The sequence below is a fragment of the Pseudonocardia xishanensis genome (assembly GCF_039541715.1).
Lineage (GTDB): Bacteria > Actinomycetota > Actinomycetes > Mycobacteriales > Pseudonocardiaceae > Pseudonocardia > Pseudonocardia xishanensis.
This window is the reverse complement of the sequence record NZ_BAABGT010000122.1, coordinates 136,359-160,087: the sequence shown is the minus strand read 5'-3', so window position 1 is coordinate 160,087 and position 23,729 is coordinate 136,359. Positions and strand designations below refer to the sequence as shown.

Below are 23,729 nucleotides of genomic sequence, written 5' to 3'. Positions count from 1 at the left end.
TCGTGCGGTAGGTCCGCACAAGAGTGCCGTTCGTGCGGAACGTAGAGTCGGCCGGTGCGTTGCGTGCTCTTCGTTCATGCCCATCCCGACGACGAGACGTTGTCGACGGGTGGGGCGATCGCTCGGTACGCCGCCGATCCCTCGGTCCGGTGCGTCGTCGTCACCTGCACGCTCGGCGAGGAGGGCGAGGTCATCCCGCCCGCGCTGCGCGAGCTCGCCCCGGACCGCGCCGACCAGCTCGGCGGGTACCGGATCGGCGAGCTCGCCGGCGCGCTGGCGGCGCTGGGCGGGCCGGAGCACCGGTTCCTCGGCGGGGTCGCGCGCTGGCGGGACAGCGGGATGGGGCACGGCGAGGGCACCCGGGCCGTCGCGCTGCCGGAGGTGCACCCGCGCGCGTTGACCGCCCCCGGCGGGTTCGACCTCCAGGTCGACCAGCTGCGCGCGATCGTCGACGAGGTCCGGCCGGACGTCCTCGTCTCCTACGCGGACGACGGCGGCTACGGCCACCCGGACCACGTCCGCGCGCACGCGCTCACCCACGCCGTCGCGGACGGGCGCCGGGTGTTCCACGCGGTGCGGTCCCGGTCGGTGCTGGAGGCGGGCATCGCCGGGCTCACCGACGTGCCCTTCCGGATGCCCGAGCCGGATGAGCTGCCCAGCGTCCCGGACGCCGTCGTCACGACCCGGCTGGACGTCTCCGCATACCGGTCGCAGCTGGTCGCGGCCATGCGTGCGCACGCCACCCAGGTCGCGGTCGCGGACACCGCCTACGCCATGAGCAACGACGTGGCGCAGCCGTACCTGCCGGTGGAGGAGTACGTGCTGGCCACACCGGGCGAGGCCCCGGCGGACGACCTGCTCGGGGGCCCGGCGTGATCCGCACGGTCACGCTGGTGCTGCTCACCCTGGCCGGGGCGGGCCTGGCGGCGCTGGAGCTGCTGTTGCAGCCGCTCCACATCGGAGCGGTGCCCGTCCCGATCGGTGCGGTGATCACGCTGCTGTCGCTGCCGTGGCTGATCCGCTTCGTGGCGGACGTGTCCGACGCGCCCGCGGCGATCGCCTCGCCCCTGGTCGTGTGGGGCGCGGTGGTCGGGGTGCTCGGCTACGCCGGTCCCGGTGGGGACGTGCTCCTGCCGACCACCTGGCAGTCGCTGCTGTTGCTGGTGGCGGGCCTGCTCAGCGGTCTGGTCACCACCCGGCGTACGCTGGAGTCGGCCGAGGTGGCGCGCTCGTCCGGCAGAGAGCACTCGCATTCGGGATGATCCGTGCGTGAGTGTGCGCCAGCGAGCGAACCATCAGCCCGGTAGCGACGGCCCCATCCCCGACGCGGCGATCGTGACGATCCTGCGGCCCTTCGTCCGAGCGACCCGCCCGATCCTGAAGGCGCTGCGCGAGTCGGACCCCTTCGGCCTTCGCGGGCGCAGCGCGCCGGACGGGGAGGACCGCTCGGTGCGGGAGAAGGTGCTCGACGGGCTGTCGTCGGTCGAGGTGCCGGGCACCGCGGCCTGGGCGGACATGGAGGTCGCCGCCCGGCAGAAGTGGTGGATCTACCGGGTCGGCAGGCTGACCACGGCGATCGCGGCGATCCCGGGGCTCGGTGGCGCGCTGGCCCGGACGCTGCCGGTCTCCGCGGTGGTCGGCGCGGCGGCGCAGGGCATGCTGCTGGTGGCGGTCGCGGGCGAGCACGGCGTCACGGACGAGGACGAGCTGATCTCGCTGCTCGCGTGGGTGCTGTTCAAGCGCAGGCCCGCGCTGTCCGAGGGCCCGAGCGCGGCCGAGGACGCCGCCGCGGACGCCCGGGCGAAGGAGATCAAGGGCGACCTGACGACCGGGGGCAAGCCGACCGCGCAGCGGCTCGCGAGCGCGGTCTGGCGGCTCGGCCGGGCGCTGCTGTCCGTCGAGGACGAGCTGGACAAGCGCCCGCACGGGCGCTTCTACCACGAGGCGCTGGGCCTGCTGCCCGTCGTCGGGGTGCTGGGGAAGTACCTGGGGGAGTGGTCCGGGCTCAAGCGCGCGGCCAGGCAGGCGGACAAGTGGTTGGCGGAGAACGGCCTCGCGCGCCGATGAGTTCCCGATCCCCGCGCGGTCTCCCCTTTCGACACCGCACCGACGAACCTCGCGGAGCTCGCCATGATCGCCACGACCGCCATCCGCTCCACTCAGGACTCGGCCTCGCGCACGGACCTCGTGCGGGACGGGATCCTGCTCGCCTTCCGGCTCGTCGTCGGGTTCCTGTTCGGACTGCACGCCGTGATCCCGTTCGGGCTGGCGGGCGGCATGGACGGCGCAGGGGCGGCCACGCCCGCCTGGGACTTCTCCTGGTTCGTGGGGATCGCCCAGTGCGTCGGGGCGCTGCTGATCGCGGTGGGCCTGTTCACCCGGGTCACCGGGTTCCTGCTCTCCGGGATGATGGCCTTCGCGTACTTCACCGTGCACGCGCCGATGGGCTGGAACCCGATCGGGAACTCCGGCGAGCAGGCCGCGCTCTACAGCTGGATCTTCCTGCTGGTCGTCGCGGTCGGGGCCGGCCGGTTCAGCGTCGACGCGGTACGTCGTCGCCGGGGATGAGGTAGTGGTACCGGTGGTGCTCGAGCCAGCCCTCGCGGCGGTAGAGCGCGAGGGCCGCCTCGTTGTCGAGCGCCACCTGCAGCACGCCCCATCGCGCCCCGTGCGCCCGGCCCCAGGCGGCCGCCTCGCCCGTGAGCGCGGTCGCCACGCCGGTCCGTCGCGCGGCGGGCACGGTCGCGAGCCGGGACAGGTGCAGGTGGTCCTCCACCACCGCGGCCCGGATCGCGCCGACCGGCTCGCCCGCGGGGGAGCGGGCCAGCCCGAACCCGACGGTTCGGGCTCCGGTCAGTACCCGCCGCTCGACGTCGCCCGCGGGGCCGCCCGCCACCGCCCACCACTCCGCGGAGGGGGCCGCCGGGAGCGACGTCTCGCGGAGCGGGACGGCTGCCGCGTCCGCGGGAGTGAGGTCGGTCACCAGCACCGCGACCTCGCTGCCCGCCCGGTGCCCGCGGTCCAGCACCCAGCCCGCCCGCTCCCCGGCGCGGGACCAGGGTGAGCCGATCGGCGTCTGGAGGCGGGGACCGATCCCGTGGACCGCGGCGAAGTCGCGTACCCGGTCCAGGGCGGCGTCGAACGGCAGGCCGGGATCGCCGACGGCGAGCGCCGAGTTCGCCCGGCCGCTGAAGCCGTCCGCCGCGCGCAGCCGCCAGGCCCCCAACGGCTCGTCGACCAGGGCGGGCCAGGCGTCGGCACAGAGATTCTCCAGCCTGGCCACCGCGCTCCAGGAGGCGCGGCGGGCGGGCGCGGGGGGCACCACGCGCAGCGCCACGACGGTCGCCCGGTCGATGCGCACCGGCCCCTTCCGGGTCTCGACGACGACCGCGTCCGGCCCCCCGTCGGACAGGATGCCGACCGCGTCGGTGAACAGCGGCCGCCCCTCGCGCTCCCCGATCCGGAAGCGCAGCGCGACCCGCTCGCCCGTCGCGGCCCTGATCTGCTCGTCGTGGGCCATCCGGTGAGGCTCCCCTTCCCATGCTGAGGTCGGTACCCGCGGGTTAACCTGCCATGCGACGACGAGACTGCCCGCTTGTGGAGGACCTTCCGTGACGTACGTGATCGCCGAGCCCTGTGTGGACCTCAAGGACAAGGCGTGCATCGAGGAATGTCCGGTGGACTGCATCTACGAGGGCGGCCGGATGCTCTACATCCACCCGGACGAGTGCGTGGACTGCGGTGCATGTGAGCCGGTCTGCCCGGTCGAGGCGATCTACTACGAGGACGACGTGCCCGAGCAGTGGGGCTCGTACACCAAGGCCAACGCGGACTTCTTCGAGGAGCTGGGCTCGCCCGGCGGCGCCTCGAAGGTCGGTCTGACCGAGGCGGACCCCGAGCCGATCAAGAGCATGGCTCCCGTCGAGCACGACGAGTGAGGGCTCTGCCCGACTTCCCGTGGGACTCCCTGGCCGCGGCCGGGGAGCGGGCGGCCGCCCACCCGGGCGGCATCGTCGACCTGTCGGTCGGCACGCCCGTGGACCCGGTGCCCGCCGTCGTGCGGGCCGCGCTGAGCGGTCCCGCGGCGGGCGAGCCGGGGTATCCCACGACCTACGGGCCCGCCTCGCTGCGGGAGGCGATCGCGGGTGCGCTCGACCGGCGCTTCGGCGCGCCCGTCGACCCGGCGGCGGTCCTGCCCACCATCGGCTCGAAGGAGCTGGTGGCGTGGTTGCCCACGCTCCTCGGACTGGGCCCCGGGGACGTCGTCGGCGTGCCCGAGCTCGCGTACCCGACCTACGAGGTCGGCGCGCTGATCGCGGGCGCCACGCCGGTCCGGATGGCCGACGGCGACCCGCCGCCCGCGGGGGCCCGGCTCGTCTGGCTGAACTCGCCGTCCAACCCGACGGGGCGGGTGCTGCCGGAGGACTCGCTGCGGGAGTCCGTGGCGGCATGCCGCGCCGCGGGCGCGGTCGTCGCGTCGGACGAGTGCTACCTGTCGCTGTCCTTCGGCTCGCCCGCGGTGTCGGTGCTCGCCCCGTCGGTCTCCGCGGGGTCGCACGCCGGGCTGCTGGCGGTCCACTCGTTCTCGAAGTCCTCGAACCTCGCCGGGTACCGGGCGGCGTTCGTGGCGGGCGATCCCACGCTGGTGAAGACCCTGCTGGAGATCCGCAAGCACGCCGGGATGATCGTGCCGTTCCCGGTGCAGGCGGCCATGGCCGCCGCCGCGGCGGACGACGAGCACGTCGCCGAGCAGGTCGCGCTCTACGAGAAGCGTCGGCTGCGGCTGCGGGCGGCGCTGGAGGACGCGGGCTACCGGGTCGACCACTCCGAGGCGGGCCTGTACCTGTGGACCACCGGCGGTCGCCCCTGCCGGGAGACGGTCGACGCCCTCGCCGAGCTCGGCATCCTGGTCGCGCCGGGTGAGTTCTACGGCCCCACGGGCGCCGAGCACGTCCGGATCGCCGTCACGGCCACGGACGAACGCATCGACGAGGCCGTCCGCCGCCTGACCTGACCCGCGAGTCCGACACCACCGCCCGCGAGTCCGACACCACGGCGCGGGAGCCGGACCGGGGCCCGTCGGGCCGCTCAGATCTCCCCGGCGCGGGCGGAGACGTGCTCCCAGGCCGTCCACCACTCGGCCCGCTTCTCCGTGGCACGGGCGCGCTCGCGCTCCACGAGCCGCCCCGCCACGAAGACGACGTGGGCGTCCGGGTACTCGCCGAGGCCGTCGAGCAGAACCCGGATGCGCTGCTCGGCCACACAGGCGTCCTGGTGGTCGCCGAGCACCTCCTGCAGCCCCGCGGTGGCCTTGAGCAGTCGCTTCACCGGTGCGCCGAGCATCGGCTCCACCAGCTCGCCCACGTACCGGACCCGCTTGCCGTGGATGCGCAGGTCGTGCAGCGTCTGGTCCGGCGGGTCGTCGCCCGCGCGGCGGACGGCCCTGGTCAGCTTCTTGACCTCGATGCGAACCAGGTCGATCAGCTCGGGCTGGGCCCGGGTGGCCGACGGGGTGGGCAGCGGCAGCCGGATCGCGTCCGCCAGCCGCTCCAGCAGGTGCTGGTAGCGGCTCGACTCCAGGACCGCCAGCATCTCGGCGCGGGCGGCCGCGTGCTCGTCCTGCAGCGACGCGACCAGTGCCGTGCCCGCGGCCCGCTCGCGCTCGGGCAGGTCCGCGATCTCGGAGTTCAGCCGCAGGAGTAGCACGTCGAGGTCCCGGACGGGCCCGAGGGCGCGGCCCAGCCAGCCGAGCTCGGCGCGCAGGTCGTCCGCCCAGATCGCGTCCAGCAGCGGGCGCGCCGCCTTGAGCGCGGCCCGCATCCGGCGCACCGCCACCCGCATCTGGTGCAGGTGCTCGATGTCGACGCCCTCCCGCGTCCCCGGGTCGTGCGTGAGCAGTGCACGCAGCCGGAGGTCCAGGGCGGCGCGGACGTGGTGGGCGGGCGAGTCCTGCGGCGCGGCGGTCAGCGGCGTGGGCAGGTCGTCGGTCGTGATCAATGCGGGCCCGTTCGACGGGGGTGCGGGGGCGGACACGGGCCGCGACGGTAGCTCACGAAGGTGAACGCCCCCGGGTCCCCTGTGGTCAGTTCGCGTGCAGCATCTCGTTCAGCGCGATGCCGTCCCCCGTGCGCGGCAGGGCCTCCACGGCGCCGGAGACGCTGTTGCGGCGCAGCAGCAGGCCGTCCTGGCCGGAGAGGGTGCGTGCGGCGACGGTGCTGCCGTCCGGCAGGGTGACCTTGGTGCCCGCGGTGACGTAGAGGCCCGCCTCGACCACGCAGTCGTCCCCGAGCGAGATGCCGACGCCGGCGTTGGCGCCGAGCAGGCAGCGCTCGCCGAGTGAGATCACGGTGGTGCCGCCGCCGGACAGGGTGCCCATGATCGAGGCGCCGCCGCCGACGTCCGACCCGTTCCCGACGACGACGCCCGCCGAGATGCGGCCCTCGACCATCGACGAGCCGAGCGTGCCCGCGTTGAAGTTGACGAAGCCCTCGTGCATGACGGTCGTGCCCTCGGCGAGGTGCGCGCCGAGCCGGACCCGGTCGGCGTCCGCGATCCGCACGCCGGAGGGGAGCACGTAGTCGACCATGCGCGGGAACTTGTCCACGCCGTACACGGTGACCGCGCCGCGGGCCCGCAGCTTGGCCCTGACCAGCTCGAACCCGGCCACCGCGCAGGGGCCGAAGTTCGTCCACGCGACGTTCGCGAGCAGCCCGAACTGCCCCTCCAGGCTCACCTCGTGCGGCGCGACGTGCCGCCCGGAGAGCAGGTGCAGGCGCAGGTAGACGTCCGCCGCGTCCACTGGCTTGTCCGCCAGCGACCCGATCTCGGTCCGGACGACCCGCAGCTCGACGCCCCGGTCCGCGTCCGCCCCGGCCAGCGGCTCCAGGTCGGCGGCGACGTCCGGCGCGCCGGTGCCCAGCGCGGGGGCCGGGTACCAGACGTCGAGAACGGTGCCGTCCGTCGTGACGGTCGCCAGGCCGGTGCCGGACGCGGGCTCGGTGCGGAACTCAGTGCTCACGGGGGTCGAATCTAACCGAGCGCTCGCGCGGCACCACGCGTCGGGCACGCTCGGTCCCGCTCCTCCGGCTGGCGGTGCAGCCACTCCTCGGGGTTCCGTGGGGGCGTGTCGGGGGTGGTGTGGGGCCACCCGCGGCGAGGCTGACGCGTCGGAAGACGTTGACATGTCGGGAGTTCCCGACACATCATGGTGCGGTGTCCGACGCCGTGTACCTCGCCCTCGCCCACCCGGTGCGGCGGCGGGTGCTGCAGGTGTTGGCGGGTGGGCCGCGGACGGCGGGGGAGCTGGCGGGGGAGTTCGCGGCCGAGCTGAGCAGGCCCGCGGTCGCCGAGCACCTCGCCGTGCTGAAGAAGGCGGGGCTGGTGCGGGACGAGCCGCGCGGCAGACATCGGCACTACCGGCTCACACCGGAGCCGCTGGCGGAGGTCGCCGACTGGCTCACCCCGTTCGAGCGGTACTGGCGGCGCACCCTGCGCGACCTGGCCGAGTTCGTCGAGGAGGAGGACGTGTGAAGGGGAGTCTGAAGGCCGCCGTGACGGTCGACCAGTTCGTGGCGGCCCCGCCGGAGAAGGTGTGGCGGGCGCTCACCGATCCGGAGCGGATCGGGCGGTGGTGGGCGCCCGGGGACGTGCGGGCCGAGGTCGGGCACGCGTTCACCCTGGCGATGCCCGGGTTCGGTGAGATCCCGTGCGTCGTCACCGAGGTGGTCGAGAACGCGCGCTTCGTCTACACGTTCACCGGCGACTGGACCCTGACCTGGACGCTGGTGCCGGAGGGGCGGGGGACCCGGCTCCTCCTCGAGCACAGCGGCTTCGACCTCGACGACACGCGGGGTCGGGGGGCGTTCGACCGGATGGGGCCGGGCTGGCGGGACGCGGTGCTGCCGCGCCTCGCGGCGCTCGTCGAGGAGATGGGACAGTGAGCCCGTGGACCTCACCGTCGACCCGATCGCCCTGACCGCCGCGCTCGTGGACGTCCCCAGCGTCTCCGGGGACGAGGAGAAGCTGGCGGACGCCGTCGAGGCCGGACTGCGTGCCCACCCCCACCTGGAGGTGCGCCGGGACGGGCAGGCGGTGCTCGCCCGCACAACCCTCGGGCGGTCGAGCCGGGTGCTGCTGGCGGGGCACCTGGACACCGTCCCGATCGCGGACAACCTGCCCAGCCGTCGCGACGGGGACCTGCTCTACGGCTGCGGGACCTCCGACATGAAGGCCGGGGACGCGGTGTTCCTGCACCTCGCCGCGACGCTGACCGAGCCCCGCCACGACCTCACCCTGGTGTTCTACGACTGCGAGGAGGTCGAGGCCGTCCGCAACGGGCTGGGGCGGATCGAGCGGAACCACCGCGACTGGCTGGAGGCCGACCTCGCGATCCTCGGCGAGCCCACGGACGGCGAGGTCGAGGCGGGCTGCCAGGGCACCCTGCGCGTCGAGGTCCGGACCAGCGGGACGCGGGCCCACTCCGCGCGGTCCTGGCTGGGCGACAACGCGATCCACCACGCGGGTGAGATCCTCCGCCGTCTGGAGGACTACGCGCCGCGCCGCGTCGACATCGACGGCTGCGAGTACCGCGAGGGGCTGCAGGCCGTGAAGGTGCAGGGCGGGGTGGCGGGCAACGTCGTACCGGACGAGTGCGTCGTCACGGTCAACTTCCGGTTCGCGCCGGACCGCAGCACGGAGCAGGCGGAACGGCACGTCCGCGAGGTGCTCGCGGGGTTCGACGTCACGCTCACCGACCTCTCCGCAGGCGCCCTGCCGGGCCTGTCGCAGCCCGCCGCACAGGAGTTCCTCCGGGCCACCGGCACCACCGCGCGCGCCAAGTACGGCTGGACGGACGTGTCCCGGTTCGCCGCGCTCGGTATCCCGGCACTCAACTACGGCCCCGGGAACCCGAACCTCGCCCACACCCGGGACGAGCACGTCGACACGACGGTCATCACGCGTTGCACACAGGTTCTCACCGCGTTCCTGGCGTGACATCCGGGCTCCGTACGCTGACTCCATGAGTGTCAACGGGGGCCGACCGGACGAGAAGCTCCGGGGTCCGGTCGTGCTGCGTCGCGACCAGCGCGAAGAGCCGACCACGACCGACCAGCGGCTGCTGGACTCGCGCGGGCCCAGCGACTGGGTGCACACCGACCCGTGGCGCGTGATGCGCATCCAGGCCGAGTTCGTCGAGGGGTTCGGCATGTTGGCCGGGCTGCCGCGCGCCGTCACCGTGTTCGGGTCCGCCCGCACCCCGCGCGACCACCCCGAGTACGCGCTGGGCCGCGCCCTGGGGACCTCGCTGGCCGAGTCCGGGTACGCCGTGATCACCGGCGGCGGGCCGGGCGCGATGGAGGCCGTCAACAAGGGGGCGCAGGAGGCGGGCGGGCTGTCCGTCGGGCTCGGCATCGAGCTGCCCTTCGAGCAGGGGCTCAACGACTGGGTCGACCTCGGCATCAACTTCCGCTACTTCTTCGTGCGCAAGACGATGTTCGTCAAGTACTCGCAGGCCTTCGTCTGCCTGCCGGGCGGCTTCGGCACGTTCGACGAGCTGTTCGAGGCGCTCTGCCTGGTCCAGACCAAGAAGGTCACCAAGTTCCCGGTCGTCCTGCTGGGCACCGAGTACTGGCAGGGGCTCTACGACTGGATCGCCGGGCCGGTGCTGAAGTCCGGCAAGATCAGCGAGAAGGACCTGGACCTGCTCCACCTCACCGACGACGTCGACGACGCCGTCGCCGTGGTGCACGCGGCCTACCGGGCCTGGGAGGAAGCACACTGAGATGGCGCTGAACGTCTGCGTGTACTGCGGCAGCTCCGACGGCGTCCCGCAGCGCTACCTCGACCTGGCCTCGGACACGGGCGCGGCGATCGCCGCGCGCGGGTGGGGTCTCGTCTCCGGCGGCGGCCGCAAGTCGATGATGGGGGCCGTGGCGGTCGCCGCGCGGAAGGGCGGCGCCCGCACCGTCGGCGTCATCCCGCGGTCGATGGTCGAGCGCGAGTGGGCGGACCACGACTCGGACGAGCTGCTCATCACCGAGACGATGCGCGAGCGCAAGGCGCTGATGGAGGCCCACGCGGACGCGTTCCTGGCGCTGCCCGGCGGCATCGGCACCTGCGAGGAGCTGTTCGAGGTCTGGACGGCGGGCTCGCTGGGCCTGCACGAGAAGCCCGTCGTCGTGCTGGACCCGGACGGGCACTACACCGGCCTGCTCGAGTGGGTGACCGGTCTCGTCGACAAGGGCTTCGCCAGCCAGCACTCGCCGCTGACCCGGATCGCGGTCGCGGCGACCGTCGACGAGGCGCTCGACGCCTGCGGTATGTCACGATCGCCGGTGTGAGACTCCGCTTCGGTACCCGGGAACCGGCGCAGGACCGCGCCCTGGTGATGGCGATCGTGAACCGCACCCCGGACTCGTTCTACGACCGGGGCGCCACGTTCTCCGACGCCGCCGCGCTGGCCCGGGTGGACGCCGCCGTGGCCGAGGGCGCGGACATCGTCGACATCGGCGGGGTGAAGGCGGGCCCGGGTACGGAGGTGGACGCCGCCGAGGAGACCCGGCGGGTGGTGCCCTTCGTGGCGGCCGTACGGGACCGGCACCCGTCGGTGGTCATCAGCGTCGACACGTGGCGGGGGGCCGTCGGGCGGGCCGCGGTGGCCGAGGGCGCCGACCTGCTCAACGACACCTGGCAGGGCGCGGACCCCACGCTCGCCGAGGTCGCGGCGGAGAGCGGGGTCGGGATCGTCTGCTCGCACACCGGCGGCGCCGTGCCCCGACGGCGGCCGCACCGGGTGCGCTACGCGGACGTCGTCGCGGACGTGATCGCCGAGACGACCGCGCAGGCCGAGCGGGTGGTCGCGCTCGGGGTGCCGCGGGAGGGCGTGCTGATCGACCCGACCCACGACTTCGGCAAGAACACCTGGCACGGCCTGGAGCTGCTGCGCCGGTGTGACGAGCTCGTCGGCACCGGATGGCCCGTGCTCATGGCGCTGTCGAACAAGGACTTCGTGGGCGAGACGCTCGACGCGGCCGTGGGGGAGCGGCTGGAGGGCACCCTCGCCGCCACCGCGTTGGCCGCCGCCGCGGGTGCCCGGGTGTTCCGGGTGCACGAGGTGGCGCAGACCCGCCGGGTGCTGGACATGGTCGCCGCGATCGCGGGTACCCGGGAACCGGCGCGAACAGTCCGAGCTCTGGCCTGAATCACCCGGAAGAATGGTTTAAGCGTCGACATTACGCACACCGCGCAGCGAATCGAACCCTCTTAACGGCGACGTAACCGACTGATACCCCACCAGTAATCGCAGCCAGAACTAATCGGCAGTGCTCCATCGACCCGAGTAGTCCCACGCGTTGATCACGCCCGAGACGGACCCGAGGAGAACCATGCAGCCCATCACCGAGGACTGGTTCGCCCGTCGTACCTGGCAGACCCCCGACTGGACGGTCGAGGACCTGGTCGCCGCCAAGCGCAACCGGAAGGTCTCCGTCGTCCTCCCGGCCCTGAACGAGGCGGCCACGATCGGGGCCATCGTGGCCGCGATCCGGCCTTTCACCGAGGGTGACCGCCCGCTCGTGGACGACCTGTTGGTCATGGATTCCGGATCCACCGACGACACCATCGCCATTGCGAAGGAGAACGGCGCGCGCGTCGCCCTCCGCACGGATGTCGTGTCGCACCTGGAGCCCGTTCCCGGCAAGGGCGAGGTGCTCTGGCGCTCGCTCGCGGCCACGGACGGCGACGTCATCTGCTTCATCGACTCCGACCTCGTCGACTTCGACCCGGCCTTCGTGCCGTCGCTGCTCGGCCCGCTGCTGCTGGCCGAGGGCGTGCACCTGGTCAAGGGCTTCTACCGGCGCCCGCTGCGGTTGGAGGTGAGCGAGGCGGAGTCTCTGGAGCACGGCGGCGGCAGGGTCACCGAGCTCGTCGCCCGCCCGTTGCTGTCGGCGCTGCGCCCGGAGCTCGCCGGGATCGTCCAGCCGCTCGGCGGGGAGTACGCGGGCACCCGCGAGCTCCTCGAGTCGGTCCCCTTCGCCACCAGCTACGGGGTCGAGATCGGGCTGCTGCTGGACACCGTGGGGTCGTTCGGGCTGGACGCCATCGCCCAGGTGAACCTCGGCGTGCGCAAGCACCGCAACCGCAACCTCATGGACCTCGGGGTGATGAGCAGGCAGATCACGGCGACGGCGCTGCGCCGCTCCGGGCTGCCGGACACCGGCGCCGCGCTCACCCAGTTCGTGCAGGTCGGCGGTGAGTGGGTGCCGAACTCCCGCGAGCTCGACCCCACCGAGCGGCCGCCGATGCGGGAGATGCTGCCGGCGCGCGACCAGGTCGCGTGAGTCGCGGGGTCCCCACCGCTCGTGATGTGATTCGGCGGTGGGGACCGCGCTGATCTACCTGCTCGTCGTCGCGGTGGTGGCCGCGATCGTCTTCGTGCTGGCGAGCCTGGTGTTCGGTCGCGGCGAGGAGCTCGCCCCGCTCGCCCCGGACGCCACGCCCACGCGGCTCCCGTCGGGTGAGGTCCGCGGCGAGGACGTGCGCAGCCTGCGGTTCCGCCAGGTGCTTCGCGGGTACCGGATGGGCGAGGTGGACTGGGTCCTCGACCGACTGGCCGAGGAGCTGGACGAGGTGGCCGCGCAACGGGACACCCTCGCAGCCCGGGTCCGGGAGCTGGAGGGTGGGCACCGATGAGAGCGCGCAGGGACCTCGTGGTGGCGGTGGACGTCGCCGCGCCGGCGACGGCGGTCTGGGACCTGATCACCGACTGGGAGCGGCAGCGGGAGTGGATCCTCGCGACCCGGGTCCGCGTGGTCGCAGGGGACGGGCGCTCGGCGGGCTCGGTCGTGCTCGCGGTGACCGGGATCGGGGACGTCGGGGTCGTGGACACCTTCACCGTGACGGCCTTCGAGCCCGCGGCCGAGGGCGGCGGCCGGGTGGACGTCCGGCACACCGGCCTCGTCGTGACGGGCGACAGCTCGTTCCTGGTGGAGGCGAAGGGGCCGGACCGCTGCCGGTTCACCTGGACTGAGGGGCTGGAGCTGCCGTTCGGCAGGCTCGGCGCGCTCGGTTGGCCGCTGGTGAAGCCGATCGCGGGGGCCGGGTTCCGGGCGTCGCTGAAGCGGGCGGCGCGGATAGCGGAATCCGTCGGGGGGCCCGCGTAACCTCCCCGGCGTGTTGGACGACGGCCTGACCCGCTGCGCCTGGGCGACCTCCGCCCCGGACTACGTGCGCTACCACGACGAGGAGTGGGGCCGCCCGCTGCGCGGCGAGCGGAACCTGTTCGAGCGGATGTCGCTCGAGGCGTTCCAGTCCGGTCTGTCCTGGTTGACGATCCTGCGCAAGCGGGAGAACTTCCGTGCGGCGTTCGCGGACTTCGAGCCCGCGAAGGTCGCGGCCTTCGACGAGGCCGACCGAGCGCGGCTGATGGCGGACGCCGGGATCGTCCGCAACGGCATGAAGGTGGACGCCACGATCGCCAACGCGCGCGCCGTCCTGGAGCTGGACACGCCGCTGGACGAGCTGCTGTGGTCCTTCGCGCCGCGGGACCACGTCCGGCCCGCCACGCTCGCGGACGTCCCCGCCATCACCCCGGAGTCGACGGCCATGGCCAAGGAGCTCAAGCGCCGCGGCTTCCGGTTCGTGGGCCCCACCACGTCCTACGCGCTGATGCAGGCGGTCGGACTCGTCGACGACCACGTCGCGAGCTGCTTCCGGTCCACGCCGGACTGACGGGGCGGGGCGGGTGACACTGCGGTTGCGCTGCGTGAACGCCACCCGGTTGATCGCTCCGGTTTCGTGTCGAGATCGGCGATGGGGAAGAATGGCCGCACCATCCCGCCTGTGCGCGCTCCCCAGCGCATCGGCGCCCTGCACGACATGACAGACGGAGGGAGCAGGACATGGCGGCGATGAAGCCCCGGACCGGCGACGGACCCCTGGAAGTGACCAAGGAGGGCCGGGGCATCGTGATGCGGGTCCCGCTCGAGGGCGGCGGCAGGCTGGTCGTCGAGATGACGCCCGAGGAGGCCGAGAACCTCGGCGAGGCGCTGAAGGTCGCCACGGGCTGAGCAGTCCCCCTGCACGTGGTCCGCTCAGGCGCGGGCCGCGTGCAGGTCGCGCGGTCGGGTGTCCTCGAGCGTGAGCAGCTCGATGGACACGCTCCCGCAGGCGCAGCGCTTGTACCGCACCCATCCGTCCGAGGTGTGGTGCGTCGAGATCGTCCGTGCTTCCGCGGCCGGCCTCCCACACTGTGCGCAGCGCATGACCCCTCCTGGTTCGGTAATATGCGTTCGTCGTTGACGACTTACTCGACCAGGGTAGCAGGAGTAATAGGCCAGTGGACTTCATCGGTTACCGAAGTGACGCACTCGGCGCCGCCGTCGCGCTCGTCAACACCGTGACGGCGCCGGCCAGGGGTGCCGGGGAGCCTGCGCCGGACCAGCTGCGCCAGGTGCTGGTGGAACACGGCTACCTGGCCGGGCGGGCGCCGGCGTCGGTCGAGCCGGTGCTGCGCGGCTGGGCGGGCAGGCTGCGCGCGGTCTTCGAGGCCGAGGACCTGGACGCGGCGGCGCAGGCGGTCAACGGCCTGCTCTCGGACGTCGAGATCGGACCCCACCTGACCAGGCACGACGGGCAGGGCTGGCACCTGCACTACTCGCCGCCCTCGGCCTCGGTGCTGGACCGGGTGCGCTCGACGACCGCGTTCGCGCTGGCCATGCTCGTCTCCGAGTACGGCCTCGACCGGCACGGCACGTGCGCCGCGGACGGCTGCGACCGGGTCTTCGCGGACACCTCGCGCAATGCCGCCCGCCGCTACTGCTCCCCGGCCTGCGCCAACCGTTCCGCGGTGGCGGCGCACCGGGCCCGGCAGAAGTCCCAGGCTCAGACCGCCCGGTAGATCTCCACCGTCTTCTCGGCCGCGGCCTGCCATGCGAACTCGCGCACCGCCCGCTCGCGGCCCGCCACCCCCATGGCCTCGGCCCGCGCGGGATCGGCGAGCACGGCGTTCACGGCCGCGGCCAGGTCCCGTTGGAAGGCCGCGGTGTCCGCGGCGTCGTAGTGGACCAGGGTGCCGGTGACGCCGTCCTCCACCACCTCGGGGATGCCGCCGACGTCCGAGGCCACGACCGCGGTCCCGCAGGCCATCGCCTCGAGGTTCACGATCCCGAGCGGCTCGTACACCGACGGGCAGACGAACACGGTGGCCGCCGAGAGCAGCTGCCGGATCTCCGCCGTCCCCAGCATGCGGCGCACCCAGATCACGCCGGGGCGGGCCGCGGACAGCTCGCTGACGGCCTTCTCGGTCTCCTCCGCGATCTCCGGGGTGTCCGGTGCGCCCGCACACAGCACGATCTGCGCGTCCGGTGAGATGGCGTGCGCCGCCGCGACCAGGTGCCCGACGCCCTTCTGTCGGGTGATCCGCCCGACGAACACCACGCTCGGTCGGTCCGGGTCCACGCCGTTGGCGAGCAGCGCGTCCCGGCCGGGGTCGGGGCGGTAGAAGTCCGTGTCGATCCCGTTGTGCACGACGTGCACCCGGGCGGGATCGAGCGCGGGGTAGCAGTCGAGCACGTCCGCGCGCATGCCCTCGCTGACCGCGATCACGGCGTCCGCGCTCTCGTAGGCGGTCTTCTCGACCCAGGAGGACAACCGGTAGCCGCCGCCGAGCTGCTCGGCCTTCCACGGCCGCCGGGGCTCCAGCGAGTGCGCGGTGACGACGTGGGGGATGCCGTGCAGCAGCTTGCCCAGGTGTCCCGCCATGTTGGCGTACCAGGTGTGCGAGTGCGCGAGGTCGACGCCCTCGATCCCGGCGACCATGGTCAGGTCCGTGCCGAGGGTCTGCAGCGCCGCGTTCGCCGCGGTCAGGCCGCCCGGCGTGGGGTAGGCGTGGACGCCCTCGCGAGGGGCGCCGAAGCAGTGCACGTCCACCTCGACCAGGGCCCGCAGGGCGGGGACGAGATGGGCGACGTGGACGCCCGCGCCGCCGTAGACCTCCGGCGGGTACTCCCGAGTCAGCAGTCCGATGCGCACGCGGGCACACGCTATCGGGGAACGCGTCACTGCACAGCAGGAGCGTCGCGACGATGGTCGACTCCGCACGCTCCCTCTCCGGCGATGATGGTCGACTCCGCAAGCTCCGTCTCCGGCGACGATGGTCGACTCCGCAAGCTCCGTCTCCGGCGACGATGGTCGACTCCGCAAGCTCCGTCTCCGTATGGCCGCCACCACCGGGGACCACTAGGGTTCAGGACGTGACCTCCTCGCGGATGCTGGGCCCGGGCGGCATGCCCGCGAACGTCCTGGGCATCGTCCTGGCGGGCGGCGAGGGCAAACGGTTGTGGCCCCTCACCGCGGACCGCGCCAAGCCCGCCGTGCCGTTCGGCGGCAACTACCGGCTCATCGACTTCGTGCTGTCGAACCTGGTCAACGCGGGGATCCACCAGATCTGCGTGCTGACTCAGTACAAGTCGCACAGCCTGGACCGGCACATCTCGCAGACCTGGCGGCTCTCGGCCGTGCTGGGGCAGTACATCACCACCGTCCCGGCCCAGCAGCGGCTCGGCCGCCGCTGGTACACCGGCTCGGCGGACGCCATCTTCCAGAGCCTGAACCTCGTCTACGACGAGCGGCCGGACTACATCGCGGTCTTCGGTGCCGACCACGTGTACCGGATGGACCCGAGCCAGATGATCGCCCAGCACATCGCCACCGGCGCGGGCGTGACCGTGGCGGGCATCCGGGTGCCGCGGTTCGAGGCGAAGGCCTTCGGCTGCATCGACTCGGACGCGGACGGCAAGATCGTCGGGTTCCTGGAGAAGCCGAGCGACCCGCCGCACGTGCCGGACGACCCCGAGGTCACCTTCGCCTCGATGGGCAACTACGTCTTCACCACGGACGCGCTGGTGGACGCCCTGCGCGCGGACGCCGAGGACGGCGACTCCGACCACGACATGGGCGGGGACATCATCCCGCGGATGGTCTCCGGCGGGGACGCGCACGTCTACGACTTCGCCGACAACGTGGTGCCGGGCGCCACGGACCGGGACTCCGGCTACTGGCGAGACGTCGGGACGATCGACGCGTACTACGACTCGCACACCGACCTGGTGAGCATCCACCCGATCTTCAACCTCTACAACTCGCGCTGGCCCATCCGGACGGCCACGCCGCCGCTGCCACCCGCCAAGTTCGTCGACGGCGGCATCGCGCAGGACTCCATCGTCGGCGCGGGCACGATCATCTCCGGCGCCATCGTGCGCCGCTCCACGATCAGCCCGGGTGTCACCGTGCAGAACGGCGCGGAGGTGTCGGACTCGGTGGTGCTGCCGGGCGCCCGGATCGGCCGGGGTGCTGTGGTGCGCCGGGCGATCCTGGACAAGAACGTCGTGGTGCCGGACGGCGCCCTGGTGGGCGTGGACCTCGCCCTGGACCGGGCCCGCTACACGGTGAGCCCGGGTGGCGTCGTCGTGCTGGGCAAGGGCGTCACCGCGCTCTAGTGGCGAGCAGGGTCCCGTCCGCCAGCACGGTCGAGACCCACTGCTCGTCGTCCTCGCCGACCGTGCCGCCCGCGAGCGCGACCACGCCCCCGGGGCGCAGCAGCCGGACCGCCTCGGCGAGGTAGTCCTCGTCCGCCGAGTGCGCGACGACGAGGTCGTAGCCGCCGTCCGTCAGCCGCGGCAGCACCTCGGAGGCCAGACCGTTGATCAGCCGGAAGCGGCCGGGGCTGTACCCGGCGTCGAGGAACGCGCGGCGCGCGCCGCGCTGCAGCTCGGGATCGACGTCGATCGTGGTGAGAGTGCCGTGCGCGGACGACACGGCCATTCCGCTGAGCAGCTGGAGCCCCGTCTCCCCGGAGCCGGTGCCGATCTCCACCACCGCACGGGCGCACGTCGTCGCGGCCAGGAACCTGAGCAGCATGATCCGAGAACTTACTGGTCGCCCGGGTTCACAGGTTCTTCTCAGACGACTATCACGCTCCTGTCACGGGGGTGCGGCACGGTAGGTGTCGTGGGACCGGGGTCGTCGGTTCCGCGCCGGGGCCGGGAACCACCCCCGCAGGCCCGCCGTTTCTCGAACGGCACGACCCGCCGCAGGAGGTGCGCTCCCCCCATGACCGACCGACCGGCCACCGTGGGATTCGACGACGTGTCGGGTGCCGGTGAGGGGTCCGACTGGACGCCTCCGAGCTGGGACGAGGTCGTCCGGGAGCACGCGGACCGGGTCTACCGGCTCGCCTACCGGCTCACGGGCAACCCGCACGACGCGGAGGACCTCACCCAGGAGACCTTCATCCGGGTCTTCCGTTCCCTCGCCAACTACCGCCCCGGCACGTTCGAGGGCTGGCTGCACCGCATCACCACCAACCTCTTCCTCGACATGGTCCGGCGCCGTGCGCGCCTGCGCATGGAGGGCCTGCCCGAGGACACCGACCGGCTGCCCGGCGGCGGCCCCGAGCCGGAGGACGTCTTCTCCGCCACGCACCTCGACCCCACCCTGCAGGCGGCGCTGGACGAGCTGGCCCCCGAGTTCCGGGCGGCGGTCGTGCTGTGTGACGTGGAAGGGCTCTCGTACGAGGAGATCGGCGCCACCCTCGGGGTGAAGCTGGGTACGGTGAGGAGCAGGATCCACCGGGGTCGCGCGGCGCTGCGTCAGGCGATCGAGCGACAGCGTGCCCTGGAGGGTGAATCGAGCAGGGAGGTGGCGGTCGTATGACCGACGCGGGTCGGAGGTTCGGACGAGGCACCCCGGACTGGGGGGTGGACCACCTCTCGCTGGACGCGGTGGTGGCCTTCGTCGACAACGAGCTCTCCGCCGCGGCCCACGAGCGCGCCACCCGCCACGTCGCCGCCTGCGGGGACTGTGCCGCGGAGGTCGTCGCCCAGGGGCAGGTTCGGTCCGCGCTGCGTTCCGCGCACGAGCCGCACGTCCCCTCGTCGCTGCTGTCCAAGCTCGGCTCGATCCCGCGGGACACCGACCTGCCCGGCCCGCCGCCGGGTCTGGCGATGTCGCCGGAGGGTGAGCTGGTCTCCGTGCTCCGCCCCGAGCGCATGCCCTCCGCCGGGCTGGGGCCGATGGTCTCGCCCGCCGGGCTGAACGGTGCCCAGGTGCCGGGGCAGAGCCGTCGCCGGATCCGCGTGGGCGCCACCGCCGTGTCCGGCCTGGCGCTGGGCGCGCTCGCGTTCGTGGGGCTGCCCGCCGCGGGCAGCACGACCCCGCCCGCGCAGCCGGACCGCGGTGTGCTCGGCGGCGCCGTTCTCGGCGGCCCCGGTGCGGCCCAGCTGAACACGGGCGTGCAGCCCGCGGCGGTCCGCAACAGCACCGCGCCCACGCCGTCGCCCTCGCGGACCCCGGAGCCCGGCCGCTAGCTACAGGGACTTCACCCTGCCGCCGGCACGCTGGGACCCACCATGAGCGACGAGCAGGAGCCCGACCGGGCGGACCCGCCCCGGCTGCGGCCGCGCGGGCTCGACCGGCCCGTGGTGGACGCCGAGTCCGCGGCCCTCTTCGGGCGACCGTCGGGGGTGGAGGGGGCGTTCGGCGATCGCGCGACCTCGTCGAACGGCCACTCCCCGCGGCTGTCGTCGCCGCCCACGGCCGCTCTCGCGACCGCGTTCGGCAGGCCCGCCGCGGAGACGCCCGCGCTGCAGCGGCCGCCCCACGAGGCCGGCCCCCGCCTGCCGGACGACGACGCCTTCTTCGACGGCGCGGTCCCCGGCCGCGAGGACCCGTGGCGGCGGCCGGAGAGCCGGGTCGAGCTCGGGCCGCCTCCGGAGGGCGAGCGCGCCCCGGCGGTCCCGCCCGCCCCGGGCCCGCGGCTCAGCGTGCGGGAGGTGCTGTTCGGGCGGCGCGTGCAGCCGCGTGCGCTGGCCATCCTGGGAGCGATCGCGCTGCTGGTCGGGGCGGTGGGCGGGATGGTCGGCCGCTACACCGTCGAGGGCGCCAACTCGCTCACCGATCCCGGGGCGACCCTGGCCGAGGTCAGCGAGGGCAAGGAACGGCCGCCCGGGTCGGTGGCGGACATCGCGGCGCGGGTGCTGCCCGCCGTCGTGTCGATCGACGTGACCGTCGGGGAGCAGGGCGGCACGGGATCCGGGGTCGTGATCGACCCGTCCGGGTACGTGCTGACCAACAGCCACGTCGTCACGCCCGCGGTGAACTCGCCGGGCGGCGCGATCCAGGCGGTGTTCAGCGACGGGACCCGGGTGCCCGCGGCGGTCGTCGGGCGGGACCCGAAGACGGACCTGGCGGTCCTGCGGGTGCAGGTCACGAACCCCACGGTCGCCCGGTTCGGCGAGGCGGACTCGCTCGCCGTCGGGGACGCCGTGATCGCGATCGGCTCGCCGCTCGGGCTGGCGGGCACGGTGACCACCGGCATCGTGAGCGCCCTGGACCGGCCGGTCAGGCTGGACGGCGAGGGGGACGACGTCGCCGTCATCGACGCGGTGCAGACGGACGCGGCGATCAACCCGGGCAACTCCGGCGGGGCGCTGGTCGACTCGACCGGCGCCGTCGTCGGGATCAACACGGCCATCCGCAGCCTCTCCGGCGGCGGGGGACAGGACGAGGGCGGCTCGATCGGCCTGGGCTTCGCCATCCCCATCAGGGACGCGCGGGGCATCGCCGAGGAGCTGATCCGCACCGGTGTGGTCGTACACGCCGACCTGGGCGTGAACGTCCGCTCGGTCACGGACGGCCGCGCGGACGGCGCCCAGGTGCAGAACGTCGTCGCGGGCGGTCCGGCCGCCGCGGCCGGGATCCTGGAGGGGGACGTGCTCGTCCGGGTGGGGGAGCGGGCGATCGCCGGCGCGGACGAGCTGATCGTCGCGGTGCGGGAGGGCAACCCCGGGGACGTGGTCCCCATCCAGCTGGTGAGGGACGGCAGACCGCTCACTGTCACCGCCACCCTCGGCGCCGACTAGGCTGACGGCGTGTTCGACAGTGTGGGCTGGGGGGAGATCCTGGTCATCGTGGTGGCCGGGCTGTTCATCCTCGGCCCCGAGCGGCTGCCGTCCGCCGCCGCCTGGCTGGGGAAGACGATCCGGCAGGTCCGGGAGTACGCCACGGGCGCCCAGACCAAGCTGCGGGACGAGATGGGTCCGGAGTTCGAGGAGCTCCGCAAACCGCTCGAGGACCTGCGGGGCCTGCGCAACTTCAACCCGAAGACCGCGGTCCGCCGGACCCTGTTCGACGGAGACGCGGACCCGCTGGGCCTGAACACCCTCAAGGACAAGCCGGTCTCCAACGGGGGCCCCACCCCGGCCGCACCGAAGCCGGTGGAGCGCCTCGCCCCGGACGAGCGCCCCCCGATCGACCCCGACGCGACCTGAGCGCGGGTCAGCGCAGCAGAGTCGGGACCACCTCGTGGTGGTCCGTCGCCTGCTCGTAGGCGTGCGCGGCGGCCAGGACCCGGCCGTCGGCGTGGCGCGGGCCGATGATCTGCAGGCCCACCGGGAGTCCCTCGGCGAACCCGCACGGCACCGTGGCGGCGGGCTGCTGGGTCATGTTGAACGGGTAGGTGAAGGGCGTCCAGGACGTCCACCGGCCCGTCCCGCTCGGCGTCTCCCGGCCCCCGTCGAAGGCGGGGATGGGCAGCGTCGGGGTGAGCAGCAGGTCGTAGTCGAGGTGGAACGCCCCCATCAGCGAGCCCATCTCGTTCCGCACCGCCATCGCGCCCAGGAAGTCCGTCGCGGAGTAGGTCGCGCCGAGCTCGGCGATCTCCACCAGGGCCGGGTCCATGCGGGAGCGCTGCTCCGCCGAGTACGGCTCCAGGCACTTCGCCGCCCCCGCGAACCACAGCACGTGGAACGGCTCCACGCAGTCCGCGAACCCGGGGTCCGCCCGCTCGACGGTGGCCCCGAGTCGCGCGAACACCTCGGCGGCGGCGTCGAAGGCGGCCGCGACCTCGGGGTGCACGTCGACGTACCCGAGGGTCGGGCTGACCGCGATCCGCAGGCCCGCGACGCCCTCGAGGGCCTGCTCGGCGAACGACCGGGGCGGGGCGTCCAGCAGCCAGGGGTCGCGGGCGTCGAACCCGGCGATCACGTCCAGCAGCAGGGCCGAGTCCAGCGCGGTCCGGGTCATCGGCCCGACGTGGGCGAGGGTGCCGAACGGGCTGCCCGGGTGGTGCGCGACGCGGCCGTAGGTCGACTTGTGCGCGACCGTGCCGGTGAACGCGGCCGGGATGCGGACCGAGCCGCCGGCGTCCGTGCCCAGCGACAACGCGCCCATGCCCAGGCCGACCGCCGCCGACGAGCCGCCGGACGAGCCACCCGCGGTCTTCGTCGGGTCCCACGGGTTCGTCGTGACGCCCCAGCGCGGGGAGTCGGTGACGCCCTTCCAGGCGTACTCCGGCGTGGTCACCTTGCCGAGCAGCACGGCTCCGGCCTCGCGGACCCGCGCGACCGGCGGCCCGTCGACGTCGAACGGCTCCGGCTGCGCGGCGACCCACGAGCCGCGGGTGGTCGGCCAGCCCTTCGTGAGCAGGATGTCCTTGATCGAGGTGGGCACGCCGTCGAGGGGGCCGCACGGCGTCCCCGCCTTCCAGCGGGCCTCGGACCCGCGGGCGCTCGCCAGCGCGGAGTCGGCGTCCACCAGGGTGAACGCGTGGACCTTCGCGTCGTGCTCCTCGATGCGGTCCAGCGCGTCCCGCGTGGCGTCGACCGGCGAGATCTCGCCCTTCTCGTACCCGGCGAGCAGCTCGGTGGCGGAGAGATCGGCAGTACTCATCTCTCCTCCACGGGAGTGAGTGTGTCGTCCGTACTCACGGGGTCCCCTTCACGTATCCGAGCGACTTGTCGACGATGTTGTGCAGCGGCTCGCCCGCCCGAAACCGGTCGAGGTTCTCCAGGAACTGCGTGCGCAGGGTCTCCCGCCACCCGACGAGGTCGCCGGACATGTGCGGGGTGACGATCACGTTCTCCATCGTCCAGAGCGGGGAGTCGGCGGGCAGCGGCTCGACCTCGAACACGTCCAGCGCGGCGCCCGCGATCCGCTCCTCCTGCAGCGCCGCGACCAGGTCCGGTTCCACGACCAGCCCGCCGCGGCCGACGTTCACCACCCGCGCCGAGTCCGGCAGCAGGTCCAGCGCGGCCTTGTCGAGCATGCCGCGCGTCGCGTCGGTCAGGGGGGCGGCGAGGATCAGCCAGTCCGCCCCGGGCAGCAACGCGGGCAGCTCGTCGAAGGCGTGCACGCCGTCCGCCGCCCGCCGTCCGACGAGCGAGACCGACAGCCCGATCGCCCGCAGCATGTCCGCGACGGCCCGCCCGATCGGCCCACTGCCGACGACGACGGCGGTGCGGCCCGCGACCGACGTCGTCTCGCGGTGCCGCCACTCGCCCCGACCCTGCAGGCGCAGCGAACCGGGGAGGTCCTTCGCGAAGGCCAGCACGACCCCGGCGACGAACTCGGCGATCGGCCGGTCGAACACCCCGCGCGCGTTGGTGATCTCGGCGGGGTGCGCCCGCAGCTCCGGGAACGTCACCTTGTCGACGCCCGCGCTCGCCGTGTGCACCCACCGCACCCGGCTCGTGTCCGCCGCCCGCCAGGCCGCCGGGACGGCGTGCGAGAGGAAGTCCCAGACGAGCAGGACGTCCGCCCCGGACAGCGCGCTCGCGAGATCGGCGTCCCCGGCGAGCCGGACCTCCGCTGCCCCGAGGTCGCCGGGCGGATCCTCGCCCGCCAAGACCGCGATGATGGGCTGACCTGCGGAGACGGGCACGCAAGAGATCCTT

31 protein-coding genes are annotated in these 23,729 nt (G+C 73.6%); 23 read left to right on the top strand and 8 right to left on the bottom strand.

Annotation, left to right across the window (positions count from 1 at the left end):
* The first annotated feature begins 63 nt into the window (after positions 1-63).
* The 4 genes from mshB to ABD993_RS34700 all read left to right on the top strand — a co-directional run bounded on the left by mshB (position 64) and on the right by ABD993_RS34700 (position 2,568).
* Positions 64-876 (top strand): N-acetyl-1-D-myo-inositol-2-amino-2-deoxy-alpha-D-glucopyranoside deacetylase, encoded by an 813-nt coding sequence (mshB, locus tag ABD993_RS34715; protein WP_345427619.1) that lies wholly within the window; start codon positions 64-66, stop codon positions 874-876.
* Positions 873-1,262: a hypothetical protein gene (locus ABD993_RS34710; protein ID WP_345427618.1), complete on the top strand. Its 390-nt coding sequence runs from the start codon at positions 873-875 to the stop codon at positions 1,260-1,262. Before mshB ends, ABD993_RS34710 begins: the two co-directional genes overlap by 4 nt.
* 7 nt (positions 1,263-1,269) lie before the next feature.
* Positions 1,270-2,067 carry a hypothetical protein gene (locus tag ABD993_RS34705; protein ID WP_345427616.1) on the top strand — a complete coding sequence of 266 codons (798 nt, stop codon included), beginning with the start codon at positions 1,270-1,272 and terminating at the stop codon, positions 2,065-2,067.
* Positions 2,068-2,130: 63 nt separating this feature from the next.
* Positions 2,131-2,568: a DoxX family protein gene (locus tag ABD993_RS34700; protein WP_345427614.1), complete on the top strand. Its 438-nt coding sequence runs from the start codon at positions 2,131-2,133 to the stop codon at positions 2,566-2,568.
* Here the strand turns inward: ABD993_RS34700 and ABD993_RS34695 are convergent.
* The gene (locus ABD993_RS34695; RefSeq protein ID WP_345427612.1) at positions 2,534-3,520 is read right to left on the bottom strand and encodes a GNAT family N-acetyltransferase; all 987 of its coding nucleotides are present in this window, start codon (positions 3,518-3,520) and stop codon (positions 2,534-2,536) included. The genes ABD993_RS34700 and ABD993_RS34695 overlap by 35 nt on opposite strands.
* Positions 3,521-3,611: 91 nt before the next feature.
* On the opposite strand from ABD993_RS34695, the gene fdxA reads away from it, so the two are divergent.
* Complete coding sequence (gene fdxA, locus ABD993_RS34690; protein ID WP_345427610.1) at positions 3,612-3,938, top strand: ferredoxin; 327 nt, start codon at positions 3,612-3,614, stop codon at positions 3,936-3,938.
* Positions 3,935-5,014 (top strand): succinyldiaminopimelate transaminase, encoded by a 1,080-nt coding sequence (gene dapC, locus ABD993_RS34685; protein WP_345427608.1) that lies wholly within the window; start codon positions 3,935-3,937, stop codon positions 5,012-5,014. The genes fdxA and dapC overlap by 4 nt, the downstream gene beginning before the upstream one ends.
* A 74-nt stretch (positions 5,015-5,088) precedes the next feature.
* Here dapC and ABD993_RS34680 read toward each other — a convergent pair whose 3' ends face one another.
* Positions 5,089-6,033 (bottom strand): CHAD domain-containing protein, encoded by a 945-nt coding sequence (locus ABD993_RS34680; RefSeq protein ID WP_345427606.1) that lies wholly within the window; start codon positions 6,031-6,033, stop codon positions 5,089-5,091.
* Positions 6,034-6,082: 49 nt separating this feature from the next.
* On the bottom strand, positions 6,083-7,018 hold the full coding sequence (dapD, locus tag ABD993_RS34675) for a 2,3,4,5-tetrahydropyridine-2,6-dicarboxylate N-succinyltransferase (RefSeq protein WP_345427604.1): 936 nt from the start codon (positions 7,016-7,018) through the stop codon (positions 6,083-6,085).
* Between the two features lie 194 nt (positions 7,019-7,212).
* Between dapD and ABD993_RS34670 the strand changes: the two genes are divergently transcribed.
* From ABD993_RS34670 to ABD993_RS34620, 11 genes are all read left to right on the top strand, one after another.
* Positions 7,213-7,530, top strand: coding sequence for an ArsR/SmtB family transcription factor (locus tag ABD993_RS34670; RefSeq protein WP_345427602.1), 318 nt, complete (start codon positions 7,213-7,215; stop codon positions 7,528-7,530).
* The gene (locus ABD993_RS34665) at positions 7,527-7,940 is read left to right on the top strand and encodes an SRPBCC family protein (RefSeq protein ID WP_345427600.1); all 414 of its coding nucleotides are present in this window, start codon (positions 7,527-7,529) and stop codon (positions 7,938-7,940) included. Before ABD993_RS34670 ends, ABD993_RS34665 begins: the two co-directional genes overlap by 4 nt.
* Positions 7,941-7,944: 4 nt before the next feature.
* Positions 7,945-8,994, top strand: coding sequence for a succinyl-diaminopimelate desuccinylase (gene dapE / locus ABD993_RS34660; protein WP_345427598.1), 1,050 nt, complete (start codon positions 7,945-7,947; stop codon positions 8,992-8,994).
* A 25-nt stretch (positions 8,995-9,019) separates the two neighbouring features.
* Complete coding sequence (locus ABD993_RS34655; protein ID WP_345427596.1) at positions 9,020-9,781, top strand: LOG family protein; 762 nt, start codon at positions 9,020-9,022, stop codon at positions 9,779-9,781.
* 1 nt (position 9,782) lies between these two features.
* Positions 9,783-10,340 (top strand): LOG family protein, encoded by a 558-nt coding sequence (locus ABD993_RS34650; protein ID WP_345427594.1) that lies wholly within the window; start codon positions 9,783-9,785, stop codon positions 10,338-10,340.
* A gap of 47 nt (positions 10,341-10,387) precedes the next feature.
* The gene (gene folP / locus ABD993_RS34645; RefSeq protein ID WP_345428622.1) at positions 10,388-11,200 is read left to right on the top strand and encodes a dihydropteroate synthase; all 813 of its coding nucleotides are present in this window, start codon (positions 10,388-10,390) and stop codon (positions 11,198-11,200) included.
* Positions 11,201-11,384: 184 nt separating this feature from the next.
* Entirely contained in the window at positions 11,385-12,338 is a 954-nt protein-coding gene (locus ABD993_RS34640) for a glucosyl-3-phosphoglycerate synthase (protein ID WP_345427592.1), read from the top strand.
* A 37-nt stretch (positions 12,339-12,375) separates the two neighbouring features.
* Positions 12,376-12,690: a DivIVA domain-containing protein gene (locus tag ABD993_RS34635; RefSeq protein WP_345427590.1), complete on the top strand. Its 315-nt coding sequence runs from the start codon at positions 12,376-12,378 to the stop codon at positions 12,688-12,690.
* On the top strand, positions 12,687-13,160 hold the full coding sequence (locus ABD993_RS34630) for an SRPBCC family protein (RefSeq protein ID WP_345427588.1): 474 nt from the start codon (positions 12,687-12,689) through the stop codon (positions 13,158-13,160). Before ABD993_RS34635 ends, ABD993_RS34630 begins: the two co-directional genes overlap by 4 nt.
* A gap of 13 nt (positions 13,161-13,173) precedes the next feature.
* Positions 13,174-13,728 carry a DNA-3-methyladenine glycosylase I gene (locus ABD993_RS34625; protein WP_345428620.1) on the top strand — a complete coding sequence of 185 codons (555 nt, stop codon included), beginning with the start codon at positions 13,174-13,176 and terminating at the stop codon, positions 13,726-13,728.
* Between the two features lie 170 nt (positions 13,729-13,898).
* Positions 13,899-14,066 carry a DUF3117 domain-containing protein gene (locus ABD993_RS34620; protein ID WP_181779764.1) on the top strand — a complete coding sequence of 56 codons (168 nt, stop codon included), beginning with the start codon at positions 13,899-13,901 and terminating at the stop codon, positions 14,064-14,066.
* Positions 14,067-14,090: 24 nt separating this feature from the next.
* Here ABD993_RS34620 and ABD993_RS34615 read toward each other — a convergent pair whose 3' ends face one another.
* Complete coding sequence (locus ABD993_RS34615; protein ID WP_345427584.1) at positions 14,091-14,261, bottom strand: hypothetical protein; 171 nt, start codon at positions 14,259-14,261, stop codon at positions 14,091-14,093.
* 74 nt (positions 14,262-14,335) lie between these two features.
* Here ABD993_RS34615 and ABD993_RS34610 point away from each other — a divergent pair, with 74 nt between their 5' ends.
* Positions 14,336-14,896: a CGNR zinc finger domain-containing protein gene (locus ABD993_RS34610; RefSeq protein ID WP_345427582.1), complete on the top strand. Its 561-nt coding sequence runs from the start codon at positions 14,336-14,338 to the stop codon at positions 14,894-14,896.
* On the opposite strand, the gene glgA is transcribed toward ABD993_RS34610, so the two are convergent.
* Positions 14,881-16,029 (bottom strand): glycogen synthase, encoded by a 1,149-nt coding sequence (gene glgA, locus ABD993_RS34605; RefSeq protein WP_345427580.1) that lies wholly within the window; start codon positions 16,027-16,029, stop codon positions 14,881-14,883. The genes ABD993_RS34610 and glgA overlap by 16 nt on opposite strands.
* Before the next feature lie 236 nt (positions 16,030-16,265).
* On the opposite strand from glgA, the gene glgC reads away from it, so the two are divergent.
* The gene (glgC, locus tag ABD993_RS34600) at positions 16,266-17,495 is read left to right on the top strand and encodes a glucose-1-phosphate adenylyltransferase (RefSeq protein ID WP_425569240.1); all 1,230 of its coding nucleotides are present in this window, start codon (positions 16,266-16,268) and stop codon (positions 17,493-17,495) included.
* Here the strand turns inward: glgC and ABD993_RS34595 are convergent.
* A complete protein-coding gene (locus tag ABD993_RS34595) occupies positions 17,482-17,916 on the bottom strand; it encodes an O-methyltransferase (protein ID WP_345427578.1) in 435 nt (144 codons plus the stop codon). The two genes, glgC and ABD993_RS34595, sit on opposite strands and share 14 nt — an antisense overlap.
* A 192-nt stretch (positions 17,917-18,108) precedes the next feature.
* On the opposite strand from ABD993_RS34595, the gene sigE reads away from it, so the two are divergent.
* The 4 genes from sigE to tatB are packed head-to-tail and all read left to right on the top strand — an operon-like array spanning position 18,109 to position 21,326.
* A complete protein-coding gene (gene sigE / locus ABD993_RS34590; protein WP_345427576.1) occupies positions 18,109-18,711 on the top strand; it encodes an RNA polymerase sigma factor SigE in 603 nt (200 codons plus the stop codon).
* Positions 18,708-19,364: an anti-sigma factor family protein gene (locus ABD993_RS34585; RefSeq protein WP_345427574.1), complete on the top strand. Its 657-nt coding sequence runs from the start codon at positions 18,708-18,710 to the stop codon at positions 19,362-19,364. Before sigE ends, ABD993_RS34585 begins: the two co-directional genes overlap by 4 nt.
* A gap of 42 nt (positions 19,365-19,406) precedes the next feature.
* Positions 19,407-20,918: a S1C family serine protease gene (locus ABD993_RS34580; protein WP_345427572.1), complete on the top strand. Its 1,512-nt coding sequence runs from the start codon at positions 19,407-19,409 to the stop codon at positions 20,916-20,918.
* 9 nt (positions 20,919-20,927) lie between these two features.
* Complete coding sequence (gene tatB / locus ABD993_RS34575; protein WP_345427570.1) at positions 20,928-21,326, top strand: Sec-independent protein translocase protein TatB; 399 nt, start codon at positions 20,928-20,930, stop codon at positions 21,324-21,326.
* Positions 21,327-21,333: 7 nt separating this feature from the next.
* Here tatB and ABD993_RS34570 read toward each other — a convergent pair whose 3' ends face one another.
* Both ABD993_RS34570 and ABD993_RS34565 read right to left on the bottom strand, forming a co-directional pair.
* Entirely contained in the window at positions 21,334-22,725 is a 1,392-nt protein-coding gene (locus ABD993_RS34570; protein WP_345427568.1) for an amidase, read from the bottom strand.
* A gap of 34 nt (positions 22,726-22,759) precedes the next feature.
* The gene (locus tag ABD993_RS34565; RefSeq protein WP_345427566.1) at positions 22,760-23,716 is read right to left on the bottom strand and encodes a D-2-hydroxyacid dehydrogenase; all 957 of its coding nucleotides are present in this window, start codon (positions 23,714-23,716) and stop codon (positions 22,760-22,762) included.
* Positions 23,717-23,729: the final 13 nt, after the last annotated feature.

Excerpts from the sequence above, each read along its gene's own strand:
- ABD993_RS34595 (WP_345427578.1), bottom strand. The coding sequence starts at position 17,916 with ATGCTGCTCAGGTTCCTGGCCGCGACGACGTGCGCCCGTGCGGTGGTG.
- ABD993_RS34695 (WP_345427612.1), bottom strand. The coding sequence starts at position 3,520 with ATGGCCCACGACGAGCAGATCAGGGCCGCGACGGGCGAGCGGGTCGCG.
- folP (WP_345428622.1), top strand. The coding sequence starts at position 10,388 with ATGGCGATCGTGAACCGCACCCCGGACTCGTTCTACGACCGGGGCGCC.
- ABD993_RS34640 (WP_345427592.1), top strand. The coding sequence starts at position 11,385 with ATGCAGCCCATCACCGAGGACTGGTTCGCCCGTCGTACCTGGCAGACC.
- ABD993_RS34620 (WP_181779764.1), top strand. The coding sequence starts at position 13,899 with ATGGCGGCGATGAAGCCCCGGACCGGCGACGGACCCCTGGAAGTGACC.
- ABD993_RS34630 (WP_345427588.1), top strand. The coding sequence starts at position 12,687 with ATGAGAGCGCGCAGGGACCTCGTGGTGGCGGTGGACGTCGCCGCGCCG.
- ABD993_RS34585 (WP_345427574.1), top strand. The coding sequence starts at position 18,708 with ATGACCGACGCGGGTCGGAGGTTCGGACGAGGCACCCCGGACTGGGGG.
- glgC (WP_425569240.1), top strand. The coding sequence starts at position 16,266 with ATGCTGGGCCCGGGCGGCATGCCCGCGAACGTCCTGGGCATCGTCCTG.
- ABD993_RS34655 (WP_345427596.1), top strand. The coding sequence starts at position 9,020 with ATGAGTGTCAACGGGGGCCGACCGGACGAGAAGCTCCGGGGTCCGGTC.
- ABD993_RS34570 (WP_345427568.1), bottom strand. The coding sequence starts at position 22,725 with ATGAGTACTGCCGATCTCTCCGCCACCGAGCTGCTCGCCGGGTACGAG.
- ABD993_RS34650 (WP_345427594.1), top strand. The coding sequence starts at position 9,783 with ATGGCGCTGAACGTCTGCGTGTACTGCGGCAGCTCCGACGGCGTCCCG.
- ABD993_RS34615 (WP_345427584.1), bottom strand. The coding sequence starts at position 14,261 with ATGCGCTGCGCACAGTGTGGGAGGCCGGCCGCGGAAGCACGGACGATC.
- ABD993_RS34580 (WP_345427572.1), top strand. The coding sequence starts at position 19,407 with ATGAGCGACGAGCAGGAGCCCGACCGGGCGGACCCGCCCCGGCTGCGG.
- ABD993_RS34700 (WP_345427614.1), top strand. The coding sequence starts at position 2,131 with ATGATCGCCACGACCGCCATCCGCTCCACTCAGGACTCGGCCTCGCGC.
- sigE (WP_345427576.1), top strand. The coding sequence starts at position 18,109 with ATGACCGACCGACCGGCCACCGTGGGATTCGACGACGTGTCGGGTGCC.